13 protein-coding genes are annotated in these 18,016 nt (G+C 62.5%); 9 read left to right on the top strand and 4 right to left on the bottom strand.

What is annotated here, in order from left to right:
* Nucleotides 1-139 precede the first annotated feature (139 nt).
* Nucleotides 140-1,714, bottom strand: coding sequence for a hypothetical protein (locus tag ADJ95_RS05550; protein WP_049333353.1), 1,575 nt, complete (start codon nucleotides 1,712-1,714; stop codon nucleotides 140-142).
* A gap of 370 nt (nucleotides 1,715-2,084) precedes the next feature.
* On the bottom strand, nucleotides 2,085-4,463 hold the full coding sequence (locus ADJ95_RS05545) for a hypothetical protein (protein ID WP_049333387.1): 2,379 nt from the start codon (nucleotides 4,461-4,463) through the stop codon (nucleotides 2,085-2,087).
* Between the two features lie 767 nt (nucleotides 4,464-5,230).
* On the opposite strand from ADJ95_RS05545, the gene ADJ95_RS05540 reads away from it, so the two are divergent.
* Nucleotides 5,231-6,538 (top strand): S1C family serine protease, encoded by a 1,308-nt coding sequence (locus ADJ95_RS05540; RefSeq protein WP_049333352.1) that lies wholly within the window; start codon nucleotides 5,231-5,233, stop codon nucleotides 6,536-6,538.
* Between the two features lie 157 nt (nucleotides 6,539-6,695).
* Here the strand turns inward: ADJ95_RS05540 and ADJ95_RS05535 are convergent, their stop codons facing one another.
* Both ADJ95_RS05535 and ADJ95_RS05530 read right to left on the bottom strand, forming a co-directional pair.
* On the bottom strand, nucleotides 6,696-7,343 hold the full coding sequence (locus ADJ95_RS05535) for a uracil-DNA glycosylase family protein (RefSeq protein ID WP_049333351.1): 648 nt from the start codon (nucleotides 7,341-7,343) through the stop codon (nucleotides 6,696-6,698).
* A gap of 1 nt (nucleotide 7,344) precedes the next feature.
* Complete coding sequence (locus ADJ95_RS05530; RefSeq protein ID WP_049333350.1) at nucleotides 7,345-7,812, bottom strand: tRNA (cytidine(34)-2'-O)-methyltransferase; 468 nt, start codon at nucleotides 7,810-7,812, stop codon at nucleotides 7,345-7,347.
* A 146-nt stretch (nucleotides 7,813-7,958) separates the two neighbouring features.
* Here ADJ95_RS05530 and ADJ95_RS05525 point away from each other — a divergent pair, with 146 nt between their 5' ends.
* The 8 genes from ADJ95_RS05525 (at nucleotide 7,959) to ADJ95_RS05490 (ending at nucleotide 17,936) form a co-directional block, all read left to right on the top strand.
* Entirely contained in the window at nucleotides 7,959-9,206 is a 1,248-nt protein-coding gene (locus tag ADJ95_RS05525) for a cysteine desulfurase family protein (RefSeq protein WP_049333349.1), read from the top strand.
* 280 nt (nucleotides 9,207-9,486) lie between these two features.
* On the top strand, nucleotides 9,487-10,689 hold the full coding sequence (mnmA, locus tag ADJ95_RS05520; protein ID WP_049333348.1) for a tRNA 2-thiouridine(34) synthase MnmA: 1,203 nt from the start codon (nucleotides 9,487-9,489) through the stop codon (nucleotides 10,687-10,689).
* 88 nt (nucleotides 10,690-10,777) lie between these two features.
* Complete coding sequence (locus ADJ95_RS05515) at nucleotides 10,778-11,179, top strand: chorismate mutase (RefSeq protein WP_049333347.1); 402 nt, start codon at nucleotides 10,778-10,780, stop codon at nucleotides 11,177-11,179.
* A 55-nt stretch (nucleotides 11,180-11,234) separates the two neighbouring features.
* The gene (locus ADJ95_RS05510) at nucleotides 11,235-12,485 is read left to right on the top strand and encodes a methionine synthase (protein ID WP_239662797.1); all 1,251 of its coding nucleotides are present in this window, start codon (nucleotides 11,235-11,237) and stop codon (nucleotides 12,483-12,485) included.
* A 55-nt stretch (nucleotides 12,486-12,540) separates the two neighbouring features.
* On the top strand, nucleotides 12,541-13,242 hold the full coding sequence (mtrA, locus tag ADJ95_RS05505) for an MtrAB system response regulator MtrA (RefSeq protein ID WP_080974956.1): 702 nt from the start codon (nucleotides 12,541-12,543) through the stop codon (nucleotides 13,240-13,242).
* Between the two features lie 48 nt (nucleotides 13,243-13,290).
* Nucleotides 13,291-15,054 (top strand): MtrAB system histidine kinase MtrB, encoded by a 1,764-nt coding sequence (gene mtrB / locus ADJ95_RS05500; protein WP_049333345.1) that lies wholly within the window; start codon nucleotides 13,291-13,293, stop codon nucleotides 15,052-15,054.
* 251 nt (nucleotides 15,055-15,305) lie between these two features.
* Nucleotides 15,306-17,024, top strand: coding sequence for an LpqB family beta-propeller domain-containing protein (locus ADJ95_RS05495; protein ID WP_049333344.1), 1,719 nt, complete (start codon nucleotides 15,306-15,308; stop codon nucleotides 17,022-17,024).
* Nucleotides 17,025-17,249: 225 nt separating this feature from the next.
* Entirely contained in the window at nucleotides 17,250-17,936 is a 687-nt protein-coding gene (locus ADJ95_RS05490; protein ID WP_160310628.1) for a ComF family protein, read from the top strand.
* Nucleotides 17,937-18,016: the final 80 nt, after the last annotated feature.

The raw sequence follows: 18,016 nt of genomic DNA, 5'->3' as shown, positions 1-18,016 counted from the left end.
AGCGGTCGTTGCGTACCCTCAACACCGGTCACACTATTAGTGTAACCGCGGCCCCGCGGTCAAGGCCCGATGATACGAAGCCTTCAGCGAATATGACCCGAATATTGGAACTCTGTTTACTGATCGTTTACTTTGACTGTTAGCGGTGAGAATCCCTTGCCTGCTTGCGATTCATAAGAAGGTAATGCGGGACGCCCCGAGCATCCGAGCCGTACACGGTACTCGTCTTCCCGTCGGAGACGCTCACCGTTGATACGGGGGCGCAGCCCCGCATCTTGGCGGTGCTCAGCCTTCTCTCACCATCACGGATGAGTTCCTGAGCCTGCTCCCACGCGTCGCGGAGCGAGGGGAAAGCACCCGCCGCAACGGGGCGGGAAGATTCGCGAGCCTCGATGAGGTCTTCCAGCGCCTCAACGGTGTGGAGCACCCCAACGCTCCCGGTATCGTCTGCGCACGGGCCACAAGCGGTGCGTTCGATGAGAGAAAGAGGAAGGTACCCGTCGCACGTGACGAGCCAGGTCAGTTGCCTCTGCACGGTATGTAGACGTACCGTCTGGCGGAGTAGACGTACGTGAGCCCGCAGCAGGGGGAGGGGTATCTGCTCGGGACGAGCCGGGGACGCGGAGCCGGGATTTGCGAGCAAGAGCTTCCCCTCGTAGTGCAGGAAACGGATGATATCGGGGAACCCCGTTAGCGATTGGATGCGCTTCCCGATTGTGATAAGGGAATAGGGACCGGGATGATCCCAATCCTCTACATGGTTGGGAATCATGATTGGCTGTTCCGCGGTCTTTGGGTCGTGCTGAGCCAGCAGGCGAAGGTCGGCGGTCATCTCCTCGATGATTCCCTCACCCTCAAGCGCGAGGATAAGGTTCATCGCCTCGATGGTCTCGCGCACATGAATGTCTAGCACGGCCGCGAGGAACTCGGCGTCCTGCAACTGTTGGCGTGCCGCATCGAGACTCTCCTCGAGAGTGGCTTGCATACCCGTCAGCTCAAACTCGTTCAGATCTTCGACGCGCAAAAATCGGGTGATGCCGTCCCGACCGGTGCGGTAGAACGGATCGGTGAACTTCAATACGGACTGAACTAGCAGCAGGGCCTGCTCGCGCAGAGCAGGAAGAAGATTCGTAGCGTATTGAATCGTGGCATCCCAGAGCTTTCTGCTCTCATCCTTTTCACCCAGCCCACCGCCATTCGACGCCTTATACTGCTGAGCTCGGTTAGCCAGTACGGTCTGGGAGAGATCCACCGCGAGATCGTAATTTTTCCGCTCCGCGAAGGCTGCCAGCTTCTGCGCGCCCTCGCGCAGGTAACGCACCGCGTGGAGACGGTTGTTCACATCGGCGGGCGGGGTATCCTCCAGCAGACGCCAACGGAAGGTGCGCTCGAAGCACCGCTCCGTCTCCGTCACCACTGAGGACGCCAATGCGAGGGAACGGTCTCGGGCGTGGGCGAAGGAATCCGGCTTTCCTTCGAGGTTAGCGAGGGAAGCGTAGTACTTCAGGGCTTCGCTAAGCCGCATGCGGTTCTGCTCAATGGACTGCTCCAGCTCAGCTGAGAGAAGTTCCTTCGATGCGTTCGGCGTCTGCTTTAGGGAGTGCAGGGGAGAAACCTGCGCACGCTCAAGCGTCTGCAGGTTCAGCACGGCGTGCACGAGGTAGTTTTCGAGGGCTTTGACCTGTTGCTGCCACGAATGCTGGTCAAGGGGCATGATTGCTAACGGCTCCCACTAGCAGACGCTGCGAGAGTAACGCGCGGGGGCGTGGTTGGTCATGCTATTTCCTCCGTTATCGTGACGTATTTATGTGCTCGTTCGTGCAGGTAGCGGTCGTTGCGTACCCTCAACACCGGTCACACTATTAGTGTAACCGCGGCCCAGCAACCGACCCAGCTAACAGCCCGGCAGCCTGCCCCGCGGCCAAGGGCCGATGATACGAAGCCTTCAGCGAATAAGACCACAATATTGTGCGGTTGTTTGCCACCCGCTTACCGACTTCCCAGGGTTATACAGGAAAGCCGGCATACAGGTGGGCCGGCGTCTAGCCTCACGCCAGACCCCGGCCCACCGGCTATTCAGCTAGTTAGCGCCGACGCGCAATCTTCAGATTGCTCATCAGGTGCTCCACTACCTCAGCGGCATCAACATCGTGGATGCTCTGTGCTATGCCGTTCACCACCTTAACCCGCGAAGACGAGGCGAACATCCAGCCCAAGAACTGCACAGTATTCAGCAACCTAGAACTGCGATCTGCCTGCTTCCGCATCTGCGACCACAGGATGCGGGGGACCGGCACGTCACGACCCCTATACTCCCGGGAACTGGCGCGAGCGTCCAGAAGCTCAGCGAGCGCCTCAATATTTTCGGTCAGCTCCTTCAAATCCTCATCAGCGGCAGAGGGGCCGACGAAATACCGTTCAACCAGGCTCAAAGGCATGTAGCCGCTACAGCTACTCACCCACGCCAGCTTCAAACGCAGATTCTGCAGGCGAAGCACCTGCTGCAGAAGCCGCGAATGGGTGCGCAACACCGACAGCGGCATGGAAGATAGTCTCTTCTCCTCCGAAAGCAGACCCTCGAAGGAGCCTTCCCCGGAAAATGCCTTATACGGATCCGAGACGCCTGTCAGAAGCACCGGTCCCTCGTAGTGCACGAACGCCAGAACCTCGGGAACACTCGAAAGGCAACGGATGCGCTCGCCAATGGTCGGAAGATCCTCCCCATCCGGGGCGTACTGTTCGCGGCTGAACGTCACCGTCTGGATAGGCTGCTCGGCAAGGTCGGGCGAGTCATGAGCAAGCGCCCGCAAATCGGTCACAATCTCGGTCAGAACGCCGTCCTGCTCAACCTGCAGAAGCTCCTCCAGAAGCTCAATGACAGCGTTCGTCTGCAGGCTCAAGACCGCGGCGCAGAACTCCGCATTCTGAAGCTCAAGACGCACCTTCTCCAGGCGCTCTTCCAGCGTGGACTGCACGCCCTTGAGCTCAAACTCGCTCAGCTGCTCTGGGCGGAGCATACGGTGCACACCGTCCTCGCCAGTGCGGTAGAAAAGTTCGCTAAACTCCAACGTAGACTGCACGCCCTTCAACGCCCGCTCTCGCAACTCGGGCAGAACGTCAAAGGCGACTTCGGTCATCTCATTCCAGACCTTGCCCTCATCGATCTTCGAATCCTTGCGGGCCGTCTTTTTCCAGGTCTCGGCAAGCTGCATAGCGCGGTCATATTCGCTCAGCTCCACAAAAGCCGCCAGCTTCTGGGCGCTCTCACGCAGATAACGCACCGCGTACAGGCGGTCGCTCAAAGAATCTGGGAGGGTATCCTCCAGCAGGCGCCAACGGAAGGTACGCTCAAAGCACCGCTCCGTCATTTCAATGACGGTGGCGCTCAGGGAGAGCGCGTGGTCGCGGGCAAAAGCGAAAGAGCCCGGGGCCTCCGCCAGACGGGGCAGGGACGTATAAAACTCCAGCGCCCCGCTCAGCTTCAGCCGAGATACCCGGATGGTTTCTTCCAGCTCAGCGGCAAGTACCGTGCGGTCAGCCTGGGCAGTCTCCTTGAAACTGTGCAACGGAGAAACCTGTGCACGCTCGAGCGTCTGCAGGTTCATGACCGCACGCATGAGGTAGTTCTCCAGGATGCTGACCTGCTCCCAACGCTGACGCTGATTCAGCGGAACATGATTCTCCTGCGTGCCCACCAGTAGATGCTGCGGCACACCGCTAATCGACGGCAGCGCAAAGACCTCATCCTCAGATTTACTGACAGAAAGCACCATGGGGTAGCGGCTGCGTTGCGCGTTCTCTAGAGGGGGAATGAGCTTGAAGTTGGTGCTCAAAGAGAAAGGGTCGGAAGGTGCTGGCTTGGGCGGGTCAGCCTCGTTCTTCTGCGTAGTTTCTTCCTGCTGAGCCGTCCCGATCGGGGGAGTGGCTTCCTGCCGAACGGCGGCCTCCTCCGGCCGGGATTCTTCGCGCACACCGGCCTCTCGAACGCCCGCGGGGTTTCCCACCTGCAGGGGAGCGAGCGGGGAGGGCACCCCCTGCTTCGCTGCGGTGCTCTCAACACGGTTCTGCTGTGCGTCGTTAGCCGGGGCGGTACCCTGCGGGGCACTCGAGGGCTGCGGATTCGGCAGGTACTGCTGCGGATAGCTGACGGCACCCCGGACGGGCTGACCCTGTTGGTTCTGCGGAGGCTGAACCTGCGAAGGGTACCCGTGCTGGGGTTGTCCCGGAGCATGGGGAGGCGCCTGCGGTGCGCTCGTCGGGTACGGGCTGTACGGAGGCGACACCCGCTGATTCTGCTGCGCGTCGTTTTTGCCCCGCCGTTTCTGGGCACGGAGGCTAACCAGCAGAACAACAAGGGTGATAGCGAGTACGCCCCCGAGGAGGGTGTACAGGGGTGCAGGGCCCGCCACCGATAGCGAAGGTAGCGTGGCGAGAAGAGCGAACGCGGCGCGGGAAGTACTCATGTCTTTACGATAGCCCAGCATGCCCCGCCGTGCTCGGGAGCGTGTGAATCCGCCGCATACTAAGAGTCGATACCCGAGCCATCCTGCGGAGCGGGTGAGCCCGGGACGCGGAGCTAACGCAGGTACGAGCCCAAACAAAGAAGCGGCCCCCACCCGTATTCGGGGTGGGGACCGCATCCTCATCACTCATCACTTAACACATATGTCCCGGCTCGGCCTCACCCGAGCCGAAGGACACTTTCGGGGATACACCCCCATCCGTTACGGGTCTCTCAACTCCCGTACCGGAAAACTCGTTCGACGGTAGAGTCTTATCCATCGTCTTGGCCAACGCTATCTAGAGATGGCCGCGCTCTGGTGTCGCTCGTGGAGTTGTTCCTCCTGCTGGCGGCGGTACACCATGCCTGAGCAGCAGGCCACCACACCGGCACCGATGCCGATTGAGCAAACCAATATGGCGCAAAAGATTATGGTTGCAATCACTGGAGTTCCTCCTTCGCTTATCATCTGCCCTCCACGCTACGGGTCTTCTCTGTGCTTCAGCTGTGCGTAGAGGCGGGCACCGCTGTGTAGATTGCCGTTCGCTAGATTCTCATTTGCGGGCACTTCGCGGGTAGCGCGGGGAAAAGCCGACACTCAGAAAATTCCCAGGGAACTCTACGCTGAGCGACAGTGAAAAAGCATCGAACGGCACAAAAGACCCTCTACAGTAGATAGAGATAGTGCGCCCGAACGACGCACGGGTAGACTTCAAGGAGAACAAACCCATGACTCAGAACACCGGATGGTCCCCGGGCGGCAACGACGGCCTCTCCGACGCGACACGGCCTCTGCAGAGCGTAAACGGGCAACCCAATTACCAGGGTTATCAGCAGGCCGGGTACCAGGCCTCCCAAAACGGCTACTCGCAGGCGTACCCTCAGAACGGCTACGGGTATCGTGCGACCGCTACGGTAGCTTCCCCCGCCCCGGAGAAGAGCAAGCGTTACGGTGGCGGAGTTGTTCTCACCGCGGCCGTGCTCGCAGCCCTCGTGGGTGGCGGCGTGGGCGCCGGCGTCGGGTCCTTCACCGCCTCGGCCGGTTCCTCCTCTTCGAGCTCCTCTCGTGGGTCGGTGAGTTCCAATATCAGCAACTCGTCGACTGTTACCGGCGTCGCCGAGACCGCGAAGAAGGTTCTTCCCTCGACCGTTAGCATCGTGGCATCTGACGGGTCGAGCACTGCCGGCGGCGGCAGCGGCGTCGTTCTGGACAAGGAAGGACACATCCTGACGAATAACCACGTGGTGGTTTTCTCTAACAGGGAAGCCTCCATCGTCGAGGTGCGTCTGAACGACGGTACGGTGCGCACCGCCAAGATCGTGGGGCGCGATGAAGCCTCCGACCTGGCTGTCCTGAAGATTAACTCTTCCGGTCTTGACCTGCAGCCCATCACCTGGGGAGATTCTTCGAAGCTGGTCTCGGGTGAGGTCGTGGTGGCCCTCGGCGCGCCCTATAGCCGTACCGACACGGTCACCTCCGGTGTGGTGTCGAACGCGAACCGCGTGCAGCCTGCCGACGAGAAGGGCCAGAATTACATCCCCATGGTTCAGACTGACGCCCCCATCAACCACGGTAACTCCGGTGGCCCGCTCGTCAACCTCAAGGGAGAACTGGTCGGCATTAACGCGCAGGGCCAGGCCAGCCAGGACGGCGGTACCGCCGACGGCATGGCCTTCTCGATTACTTCGAACTACGCCAAGCGTATCTCCTCCGAAATCATCGCTAACGGCAAGGCCACCCACGGTTACCTGGGTGCGAACGTTAAGAACAGCCCCGCCGACACCGGTAGCGGCTCCTCGAAGCTGATTTCCGGCGGTGTGGAGATTAGCTCTGTGACCTCCGGCAGCCCCGCAGCCAAGGCAGATTTGCGTGCCGGCGACATCGTAGTGGAGGCGGACGGCCACCCCATCACGAAGAGCGACGAGCTCAACGGCACGGTACGTGCGGCGGCGGCCGGCTCGAACATGACGCTCAAGGTTAAGCGCGGCGGGACGACCAAGGACATCACCGTGACCCTGGGCAGCGCCAGCTCGTAGCGCTAACCCGCCTCTTTGGCGCTCGCCTCTGCGACGGGGATGCGAGCCGACAAATACGGGCGGGTAGAAGAGCAAATAGAGACGAAGCTCCCGACCCTCGATGTGAGGGCCGGGAGCTTCGTCGTATTAGCGCTACGGGAACGGCCTTGCGGGAAGGCTAGGCGTTCTTGAGAATCTCTGCCACGCGCTTCTGCAGTGCAGGGATGACCTCCTGCTCGAACCAGGGGTTCTTCGCCTGCCACCTAAAGTTTAGGGGCGAAGGATGCACGAGCGGCAGGAACTTCGGAAGGTAGGACTCCCACGCGCGTACCGTCTCGGTCAGGTTACGTTCGGCCTTCGGACCGCGCTTACCGTTCAGATAGTACTTCTGGGAGTACGCGCCCACCAGCAGAATTAGCTGAACGTCCGGCATGAGATCCAGCAGCTGCGGATGCCACTTCGGCGCGAAATCCTTACGCGGCGGGTTATCGCCGTGCGCGCCCTTACCGGGGTAGTAGAAATCCATCGGCAGCAGCGAAATGAGCTCGGGGTTGTAGAACTGCTCGTCTGTCACGCCCATCCACTCGCGCAGCTTCTCACCGCTCGGGTCGTTCCACGGGATACGGCTTTCCTGCGCGGCGCGCCCCGGTGCCTGACCAATCACCACGATGCGTGCCCTAGGTGACGCCGAATAGACCGGCTCCCAGCCCTGCTCGGTGTACTCCTTATTCTCAGGATCCCGGCGAATCTGCTCGGCCAGGGGAGGGGTAGAACTCAGAATCTGCTGAACCATGTGCTCGGGCAAATCGTGGTGTGCGGTAGCCATGCTAGATGGCGCCTCCTTCAAATCCGTTCTGGCGCCAGGCCTCAAACACGGCAATCGATGCGGAGTTAGCCAGATTGAGGGAACGGCGGCCAGGCTTCATGGGAATCTTAACCCGTTCGGTAATGTGCTCGTCCCGCTGTACCTCGGCGGGCAGACCCACCGACTCGGGGCCGAACATGAGGACGTCTCCGGGACGGTACTCGATATCCGCGTAGGAGGTCGAGGCCGTGGTCGTGAACGCGAAGACGCGCTCCGGCTCGAGGGCCCGCCAGGCGTCCTCGAGGGTCTTGTGGACGGTCACCACGGCCAGGTCGTGGTAATCCAGGCCCGCGCGGCGCAGGTGGGCGTTATCGAAGTTGAAACCCAGCGGCTCCACCAGATGCAATTCGGCACCGGTAATCGCGGCCAGTCGGATGGCGTTACCGGTATTACCCGGAATCTCGGGGGTATAGAAAAGAATCTTGAACACGTTCCTAAGTGTACCGCGTAGCCTTTGAACAGCCCGGCTGAGTAGCGCTCACCGACCTACCCACAGGCAAATGCTGCTAGAAGAGGCCAGAGGCAGCGCGATAAAATAAGCGAGGCGAACAGCCACGCATCCAGCAGGAGGAATACATGAGCGCAGAAACCAACCGCCAGAACGGCCGCGTCTACCTTGACCACGCCGCAACCACCGAGGTGCTTCCCTCCGCCATCGACGCGATGGTCGAACAGATGCGCGCGGGCGGCAACCCCTCCTCACTGCACGCCCTGGGCCGAGACGCCCGAGCCACCGTCGAGTACGCCCGCGAACGCATAGCCCGCGCCATTGGCGCCGACCCCGCCGAGGTTATTTTCACCTCGGGCGGCACCGAGGCGGACAACCTCGCCGTCAAGGGCATCTACTGGAAGCGCCGCGAGGAAGACGCTCGTCGTACCCGAATTCTCGTCTCCTCCATCGAACACCACGCCGTGGAAGACACCTGCGAGTGGCTTCAAAAGGCCGAGGGCGCACGGATTGAATGGATTCCCGTGGACGAACGTGGCCGCGTGAACCCGCAGACGGTCCGCGAGCTCATCGAGAAGAACCCCGAGGACGTCGCGCTCGTGACCGTCATGTGGGCCAATAACGAGGTGGGTACCGTGCAGCCCATCCCCGAGATTGCCACTATCGCCGCCGAGTACGGGATTCCCATGCACTCGGACGCCGTGCAGGCCTTTGGCGCTGTGCCGATTGACTTCCATGCCAGCGGCACGACCACCCTCGCCATTTCCGGCCATAAGATTGGCGGCCCCATGGGCATCGGTGCGCTGATTGCTACCCGCGCCGTGCCGATGACCCCCGTGCTCCACGGCGGCGGTCAGGAACGCTCCGTGCGTTCCGGCACCATCGACGCACCCGCCATCGCGGGCTTCGCCGAAGCCGCCGTGCACGCAGTTGAGCACCTGCCCCAGGAATCGGCCCGCATCGCCTCGCTGCGCAACGAACTCGTGGCCGCCGTCAGCGCGCTCATTCCGCAGGCGCACCTGAGCGGCGAGGATCCGCTCACCGAGGAGTACCCCGGCCAGAAGCGCCTGCCCGGCAACGCGCACTTCACCTTCGAGAACGCAGAGGGTGACACCCTGCTCTTCCTACTGGACATGCAGGGCATCAGCAGCTCCACCGGCTCGGCCTGCAACGCCGGGGTAACCCGCCCCTCCCACGTGCTCATCGCCATGGGTATGGACGAGGACACCGCCCGCAGCGCCCAGCGCTTCACCCTCGGCCACTCGAGCACCGGCGCGGATATTGCGCGCCTCATCGCGGCCCTACCCGCCGCCTACACCCAGGCCGCCAAGGCTGGGCTGTCGTCTCAGCTGCCGGACGCATCCCGCTGGCACTAAGCATCCCCGCGTAGAACGCCCCGGAACCGCCCAAAACACCCCGAAGCCCCGAACCTCACCCCTGGACCGGAGGTTCGCTGAGGGTGCACTGCCCGGTACCGGGGCGTCGCCCTGCGTACAATAGGTAGCTACAGCCCCGGGCCCGCGTGCCTCTGCGCACCCGCGCATCCGAGGCAGCCGATAGAGCATCGGCGTATAGACGACATCAACACAGGACCGGCCGAACACCCCACCGCGCAACGCGCGGAAAGGTTCGGCCACGGAAACGAGGAATAGCGTAGTGAAGATTCTGGCAGCTATGAGCGGCGGCGTTGACTCCGCCGTGGCCGCGGCCCGCGCCGTCGATGCGGGTCACGAGGTCGTGGGCGTGCACCTGGCCCTCTCGCGCATGCCCGGAACCCTGCGCACCGGCTCCCGCGGATGCTGCACCCTCGAAGACTCCATGGACGCCCGCCGCGTCTGCTCCCAGCTGGGTATTCCCTTCTTCGTCTGGGACTTCTCGGAACGCTTCAAGGAAGACGTCGTGGACGACTTCATCGCCGAATACGAGGCCGGGCGAACCCCCAACCCCTGCATGCGCTGCAACGAGAAGATCAAGTTCGCAGCCCTGCTCGAACGCGCCGTCGCCCTCGGCTTCGACGCCGTGGTGACCGGCCACTATGCCCGCGTCATCACGAACGAGGACGGTAACCGCGAACTGCATCGCGCCGCCGACTGGGCCAAGGACCAGTCCTACGTGCTCGGCGTGCTCACCCACGAGCAGCTCAAGCACGCCTGGTTCCCCCTGGCCGATACCCCCTCGAAGGCACAGGTGCGTGCCGAGGCCGCCGAGCGCGGCTTCTCCGTGGCGAAGAAGCCTGACTCCTACGACATCTGCTTCATCCCCGAAGGTGACACCCGCGCGTGGCTCGGCGAGCACATCCAGATGCGCCCGGGCCTCATCAAGGACACGAACGGCCAGGTGCTTGGCGAGCACCCCGGCGCTCAGGCCTACACCGTCGGTCAGCGTAAGGGCCTGGCCCTGGGTCGCCCCGCCCCCGACGGCAAGCCCCGCTTCGTGCTGGAGGTGCGCCCCAAAGAGAACGAGGTGATTGTCGGATCCCGCGAGCTTCTGGCCGTGGACGAGATTCGCGGCATCCGCGCCACCTGGGCCGGAGTCCCGGTGAATCAGGCAGCCCGCTTCCTGCAGGAACCGGAGCAGCCAGGCGCTCGCAGCGAAGAGTTTGAGGTGACCGCGCAGGTGCGCGCCCACGCCGACCCGGTGCGCGCCAAGGCGTACCTGACCTGGGCCCCCGACCCCGAAGCTGAAGAAGAGAACGCGCTGCGCCTGGAGACCGTGGTGCGCCTGCTGGACCCGCTCTCGGGCGTCGCTCCCGGCCAGACCATGGTGCTCTACCAGGGCACCCGCGTGCTGGGCCAGTCCACGATTGCCCGCGCATACTCCCTGAACCGCGAGGATATTCAGGAAGCCCTGGGCGCCTAAGGCACAGCAGTAAATACTCTCGCGGTTTGCCCCAACCACACCGCAGCCGCAACGCACAGAAGACCACAACCGATCTGAGGAGAAACCGATGACCGCCGAACACACGTCCTGCGAATTTGACCCTCACGCCACCTCCATGGGCGATGAAGTTGCGCCCGAGGTCTACGAGGAGCTTTTCGCGATGCGCCGCTCCATCGACAACTTCGATGCGGCCCTCGTGCACATTTTGGCGGAGCGTTTTCAAGCCACGAAGCGCGTGGGTCTGCTCAAGGCTAAGCACAATCTGCCGGCGGGCGACCCCGGCCGCGAGGAAGCCCAGATTGCCCGTCTGCGCGCCATGGCGAAGGAGTCCAGCCTGGACCCCGAGTTCGCCGAGAAGTTCCTGAACTTCATCATCTCTGAGGTGATTCGTCACCACATTCGTATCGCGACTGAGCAGCAGGACAGCGAGCAGGGTGAGAACCCCACCTCGGCCGACCATGCAGAGTAGCCCTCGCCGGGGCGGGCGAGGCCCCGCGCCGGAACCGACGCCTCAACGTCTGCTGATGCCCGGTGAGTACCGTGCCCCCGAGGGCGACGAGCTGGACGAGCGGGAGCTCGCGGCCCTCGCCGCCGAGCGTCCTCTGGTGCGTGCCAGCGGCACCGGGCCCTTCCCCGGAACCTCCCTGGCGGAGGCGATGGCCCGCATCGAGGGAGAACTGGGAGCGCCACATCTGCCCTATCTGCCGCAGCTGCCGGCCACCGGCTGGAAGGGGACCGCGACCGCGCGCACCCTGGCAATCTGTGAGGGAATCGCCTTTGATGGTGCATCCTTCGGCTGGCGCATGGTGCACAGCACCGGACGCGGTGCACGCGAATCGGCTCTGGCCGAGGACCGGCTGCTCTCGGATATCAATCTTCTGGCTGACCGAGTGGGCTCACGCGCTTCGGGCCGCCGCACCTCAACGCAGACCGGGGGAGAAAGGGCGACCCGCCCCGCCTACAAGATCCAGCTCACCGGTCCGTTGAGCCTCGCCGCGCAGGTGTACCTGCCCGGTGGCGAACGGGCGATGAGCGATGCCGGCGCGAGCCGCGATCTGCTGGATTCTTTCCTCGAGGGTATGGAACGCTGGTTTATTCTCCTGCGAGAGGCCCTGCAAGCCCCGACCGCCCCGCTGGCCGTGCAATTTGACGAGCCAGAATTTCAACGCCTGCTGGAGGGCTCTATCCCCACTGTGAGCGGCTTCCGTACCCTGCCGGCAATTGAACCACACGTCTATCGCGAGGCGTACCGGCGCCTGACGGAGCGGTGCGCCGACCTGAACCTGCAGGTCATCCTGAATATTGACGGCACCGGGGTGAAACCGTTGCGCGCGCCGAAGGTGAGTGTTAAGCCCGCCCCGAGCCTGGACGCGCTCGAGATGTTCAAAACCATGCAGGTTGCAGCCAACCCCGCCCTGCCCTGCGCCCTGATGCTGCACCCCGACCGTTCCCGTCCGCGCGGGGCGGGAACGCTGCACGTGCCGCCCTTGAACGATCCGCGCTCTTGGGAGCCTATCGCCCAGCTAGCGGATGCGGGGGCCCGCATCTGGCTGCCGGTCGTCACCGAGGAAATGGTGCCCCACCAGGCACGACGCCTTTTCAACCTGTGGCGCGAGGTGGGGTTGGAGGCCCGTCAGCTGAGTTCCGTGGGCCTCATTCCCGACGACGCTCGCCTGCCCGCAGGAGGCTACGCCTCGCTGAGCCTCACAGAAGCGACGGCTTCTCTGGCGCGAGTGACAGAGTGTGCCCGAGCCCTGGGCGAGTGCGGGGTATGATTAGAGGAATGACATTTTAGTGTAAGTAATTTCGGCAATTCTTTAGGGAGGTACTGTGAGCGTAGGCGACGCGCACACCATTCTGGTGGTTGATGATGATGACGCCCTGGCGGAGATGATTGGTCTTGTGCTCGCACAAGAGGGGTTCAACGCCGTTTTTTGCGAGAATGGTGCACGCGCTTTTGAAACCTTTATGCGCTCCACTCCCGACCTGGTTCTTCTGGACCTAATGCTTCCCGGAATGAACGGTATTGAGGTGTGTCAGCAGATTCGCCGTTCCTCGAACGTGCCGATCATCATGCTGACCGCCAAGAGCGATACCGAAGACGTGGTGAAGGGCCTGGAGGCCGGCGCCGACGACTACATTGCCAAGCCGTTTAAGCACGCCGAGCTGTTGGCTCGTATCCGAACCCGCCTGCGCCCGCGTGAGAGCCGCCAGCTGGTCGTGTCGATTGGCGATATCGTCATGGATATGGACGGCCGCACGGTGAAGTACCACGACACCGAGGTCCCGATGACTCCGCTGGAGTTCGATCTTTTGGCGGCCCTGGTGCGCCACCCCGGCCAGGCCCTGAGCCGTCAGGAGCTGCTGGACATGGTCTGGGGTTACACCGACGTGAGCGATTCTCTGGTGAATGTGCACGTCCAGCGCTTGCGTGCAAAGTTCGACGAGCTGGGCGCGGATCGCTTTATCCAGACAGTGCGCGGTGTCGGATACAAGATTCCGACCGAACTGGTTGGTTCCTCCGCAAACTAAGCGGGAACACACGACGACTCTCACCACAGTGGCGAAGGGATAACCTGATTGTCTGTTGCGAAGTCGCGCCGTAAGCACGGCGCTTTGGCGGCGGAGGCGGTTGCCTCCGCCTCTTCGCGTACCCGAACCCCTCGGGCGCGGGAGAATCGCAAGCCGCGCCGAAACATTCCGCAGCGGATGCGCAGGCTCTGGCGTGAATCCCTTCAGTTCCGTGCATTGGCAACCGCCGGCGTGCTCATGTTCCTGAGCTTCTTGGCGGTGGGCTGGTCCCTGTCGAGCCAGATTGCAACGAGCCTGTTCGAGAACCAGAAGTCGCAGGCACTTCAGGAGTCGATCAGCGGTTTCCGTAACGTGCAGAGCGTGCTGAAATCCTCCGAGATGCGAAGCGACAGCGAGATTCGTCGTAACGTGAGCCGTACCCTGACGGTCTTGGACGCCGGCGCATCCGGCAAACGTAGCTGGATCCTTGTGCCGCTGGAGGGGCAAGGTAAGCAGGGTTTTATCCCCGAGCAGAGTAGCGATAAGTCCCTGAATTCGTCGAGCATCCCCACGGATTTCAAGAACACCGTTCGCGATAGGGACGGCGTGTATTGGCAGACCTCCACTATTACAACGTTTGAGAATAACCGCGAACGCACCTACCCCGTGCTTATCGTGGGTACGCACGTTTCTATCGCGCAGAATCCTAACTACGGTCTGTTCACCGTGTACGACATGACCGATTCGTCCGAGACGATTGCGCACATTAACTTCGTGCTGTTCGGCGGTTTCTGCGCCCTGCTGACCGTGGTGCTGTCCGTGGTGTGGTTCGTGACCCGCTTCGTGGTGCGCCCGATTACGCAGACCGCCATCACGGCGGAGCGTCTGGCCGCCGGTGATTTGGACCAGCGCGTGTCGGTTAAGGGCGAGGACCAGGCCGCGCGTTTGGGTATTTCCTTCAACCGCATGGCCGATTCTCTGCAGGAGAAGATTGTTCAGCTGGAGCGCCTGTCGACCCTGCAGCAGCGCTTCGTCTCGGACGTGTCGCACGAGTTGCGCACCCCGCTGTCCACGGTGCGTCTGGGCACCGAGCTGCTTTACGACTCGCGTGAGAACATGACCCCGATGCAGGTGCGAAGCGTGGAGCTTCTACACGGTCAGGTGGACCGCTTCCAGTCGATGCTGGCCGACCTGCTCGAGATTTCGCGCTTCGATGCCGGTAGTGCAATGCTGACGATTGATACCGAGGACTTCATCCAGGTGCTGTCGAATATTCTGCAGGAGGCTCTGCCGCACCTGGAGCGGACGAACACGAAGTTGAACGTGCACACGAACCACGAGAGCATCATGGTCGATATGGACCGTGTGCGTATTGAGCGTGTGCTGCGCAACCTGCTGTATAACGCGATTGAGCACGGCGAATCCCGACCGATTGATGTGTATGTCGATGCGAACGCCACGAACCTGGGCATCGCCGTGCGCGACCACGGTATCGGCCTGTCCGAGGACGAAGCTGTTCAGGTCTTCAACCGTTTCTGGCGTGCCGATACCTCGCGTAAGCGCACCCTGGGCGGTACCGGCTTGGGCCTGTCGATTGCGGCTGAGGATGTGCGCCTGCACGGAGGCACGCTTGAGGCATGGGGCGAGAAGGGCCGCGGCGCCTGCTTTACGATGAACCTTCCGCTGGTTCACGGCGCTCCGCTCGGGGAGTCCCCGGTTCTGGCGACCGGCGAACCGGAAGCGTCGACTAACCGTCCCGCGATTGCGCAGGATACCCTGCCCTCGATCGATCCGCGGCAGAAGAAGGACACCGCGGAGGGTGAGGAAGGGTAGCTTCCTAACCCTACCCAAACCGTCAAGGGCATGCCTTTTTCGGGGGGAGTGTTCCCACCCCGACGAGGCGCGATGTTTTTCTGGCGATCAAAGGGAATCCATGGATGATTCGCACGCATAATGTGCCTCGTCACATTGCGTGCACGAGGTACCTAGCCAGTACAATCGAGGAACGTATATTTTCACTCCGCTGTTACTTCTACGGGAGCGACGGCCATAACGTCACTGTTCTAGAGGAAGGTCTAACCCCTATGTCCCAGGGCGCTGTTTTCTCTCGGCGCGTTGCGCTCTCTGCGGGCGTCGCCTCGCTGGCGGCGCTCCTTAGCTCCTGTGCCGGTCTTCCCTCGAATGACCACGTGACGCAGCACAGTAGCACTCTGGGAGCGAAGGATTCGAAGACCTCCCCGGCGCGTGCGCCCGGCCCGTTGGCCGGTGCTACCCCCGAGGCCATTATCGAAGGCTTTGTCCGTGCTGGAGTCGACAGCATCGAGAACTACGCTGTGGCCCGCCAGTACCTGAGCTCCTCGTATAACCAGCATTGGAATCCCCTCGGCACGACTCGCGTGTACCGCAACACGATTCAAGCCCAGGCCGACGAGGGAATCTCTTCTTCTAACTCGGCGGAGAGTACCTACCATGTGCGCTTCCAGCAGACCGCTACGGTGAACAGCCAGGGCCTGACGAGCACCTTCCCCGAGGCGCAGACCGAGACCCAGGACTTCAAGCTGGTCAAGGAAGACAACCAGTGGCGTATTAGCTCCTGCCCCGATGGGCTGTGGCTTGACGGCAGCGAATTTGAGCGGGTGTTTAGTCCCTACCGCCTGTATTTTTACGATCGAGCCTTCCGCTACGCCGTGCCCGATATCCGGTGGTTCCCGCACATCGAGAACTACTTTGAACTTTTGGTGCGCATGTTGATGTCCGGCCCTGCATCCTACCTGAAGGGTGTCGCCTTCTCCGCCCTGACCGACTCTATGACCTTGGACGAGGCACGCCTCGTCAATAACCAGGACGCCACGGTGCGCCTGACGGGTGAGCGTCTGGATGATTCTCGCCTGGCGCGTATCCGCGAGCAGATTGTTCACGGGCTCAGCAACTTCTCCGGTCTGGAGAAGACCGAGGTGTACTACAACGGCACCCTCATTCCCGAGCAGACTCCGAACGGGTACATGCCCGTACCGCTGACGCTTTCGGTCCCCGACCGTACCGTGGCCATCACCGCGAACGGGCAGATGGTGGCCCGAGATAACTACATGAGCGCCTCGGGCGAGCAGATGCTCCTGCGCGGTGTCAGCCAGCTGAGCGCCCCTGCGATGAGCTACTCGGGCGATATGTTTGCCTGCCTGGCGAACGATGCAGGCAGCCTGTACACGGTGTACCAGGGGACCGCCCGCCGAGTGTGGCAGGGCTCGAATCTGACCGCCCCGACCTTTGACGCGTACGGTTGGGTGTGGACCGCCGATGCCGAGGGTACGGTGCGTGCCTTCAAGCCGAGCTCCGAGGACGCTCAGGAACGCGAGCGCGGGGTCGATATCGGTATGTCGTGGCCGCGCAACCTGAGCTTCACCAGCATCAACGTGTCACACGATAGCGCGCGCATTGCGATTGTAGCCTCCACGGAGGGCGCGTCGGCCGTGATTATTTCGGGTGTGGTGCGTGATGATACGGGTAAACCCCTCAACCTGACCGAGATGGTGCGTCTTAGCTCCTCGGTGGTGCCCCGTAGCGCGCGATGGGCTGGCGATCAGAACGTCGTAGTGGTGAACGTGAAGAACGGTGAATCCGAGGTAATCTCGCTGAGCGGTGAGGAGACGAAGCTGGATCGTCTGGACGGCGTGATGAGCGTGTCGACGGCCGATAATACCTCCAACATCATTGCCCACCGCTCCGATGGTTCCTGCTATGTGCTGGAGGAACGCGGCTGGACCCGCTTGGATACCCTTCTGCACGAGATTAGCTACGCCGGTTAGGGCGCTTGCATGAATTCCCAACAGCGTGGTTTGAATTCTGAGCGGGCCCCAGGCCGGAAGCACGTGCGTGGTTCGGAGCACCCCGTGCGCTGGGTGGAGAGCGCGTGGGGATCACTCGGTGAGTTGCTCCTGCCGCGGTCGTGTTCCTGCTGTTCCGCAGTGTTGCCGTACGGCTCGGGGCCCGCGCTCTGCGATGGGTGCCTGAACCGCTGGGAGCGCGCCTGCGTGAGGGTCGAGCGGGTGCATCCGGTGCAGGACGTTCCGGAAACCGTGGCGGCTTCGCGCTATGACGGGATTGTGCCCCGGGTTGTCCTGGGGATGAAGAACGCGGGGCGGACCGATCTTGTGCCGTTGATGGGGGAGGCCCTGGCTCGTTGCGTGTACGAGTTGTTGCGCGCGCACCGAGGGGAGCTCGTTCGGAATCCCGCGTCCGGTGCCGCCAAAAGCGAGGTCCTGCTGATTCCCGCCCCATCCTCACCCGCGAGCGTGCGTCGACGAGGCTACGCCCCGGCCTCGCTCCTGGCCCGTGAGGCGTCCCAACGGTTGAAGGGGCGCCTTCCCGCCGGCCTGAGGGTGATGCCCCTGGACATCATGGGGTACACCTCCAGCCCATCCGGGAGTGCCGGGGGAAGTCTCGGTAGCGTTGTGGGGGCCCTGACCGGGCGTCTGGGCGGCGCCTCCGGGGGAGAGGAACAGAAGACCCTGACCGCGGTGGCTCGTTCCGAGCGGATGCACGGGGCCCTGCGCGTTCTGGAGCCGGCCCTGGTTGAGGGGCGGCTGTGCATCATCTGCGATGATGTGGTGACGACCGGCGCAACGGCCGCGGAGATGGTCCGTGCTCTGCGTGAGGCAGGTTCCGTGGTGCTGGGCGTGTGTGCCGTAGCCTCCGTACCGAAGAAGGCCTCGCTCTAGTACCTAATCCGTGAGATGCGCCTTTTCTGTGAATGGGTCTGCAGATTGTTCTGACTATTGATAAATAGAGAGTAATGTAG

Origin of the sequence: Rothia mucilaginosa (assembly GCF_001061665.1) — a bacterium.
Taxonomy (GTDB): domain Bacteria; phylum Actinomycetota; class Actinomycetes; order Actinomycetales; family Micrococcaceae; genus Rothia; species Rothia mucilaginosa_A.
This window is presented reverse-complemented; position numbering and strand designations above follow the sequence as displayed.

What these genes read in the sequence shown, in the direction of transcription:
- ADJ95_RS05510 (WP_239662797.1), top strand. Translation starts at nt 11,235, where the DNA reads ATGCCCGGTGAGTACCGTGCCCCCGAGGGCGACGAGCTGGACGAGCGG.
- ADJ95_RS05545 (WP_049333387.1), bottom strand. Translation starts at nt 4,463, where the DNA reads ATGAGTACTTCCCGCGCCGCGTTCGCTCTTCTCGCCACGCTACCTTCG.
- ADJ95_RS05540 (WP_049333352.1), top strand. Translation starts at nt 5,231, where the DNA reads ATGACTCAGAACACCGGATGGTCCCCGGGCGGCAACGACGGCCTCTCC.
- ADJ95_RS05550 (WP_049333353.1), bottom strand. Translation starts at nt 1,714, where the DNA reads ATGCCCCTTGACCAGCATTCGTGGCAGCAACAGGTCAAAGCCCTCGAA.
- ADJ95_RS05515 (WP_049333347.1), top strand. Translation starts at nt 10,778, where the DNA reads ATGACCGCCGAACACACGTCCTGCGAATTTGACCCTCACGCCACCTCC.
- ADJ95_RS05525 (WP_049333349.1), top strand. Translation starts at nt 7,959, where the DNA reads ATGAGCGCAGAAACCAACCGCCAGAACGGCCGCGTCTACCTTGACCAC.
- ADJ95_RS05495 (WP_049333344.1), top strand. Translation starts at nt 15,306, where the DNA reads ATGTCCCAGGGCGCTGTTTTCTCTCGGCGCGTTGCGCTCTCTGCGGGC.
- ADJ95_RS05535 (WP_049333351.1), bottom strand. Translation starts at nt 7,343, where the DNA reads ATGGCTACCGCACACCACGATTTGCCCGAGCACATGGTTCAGCAGATT.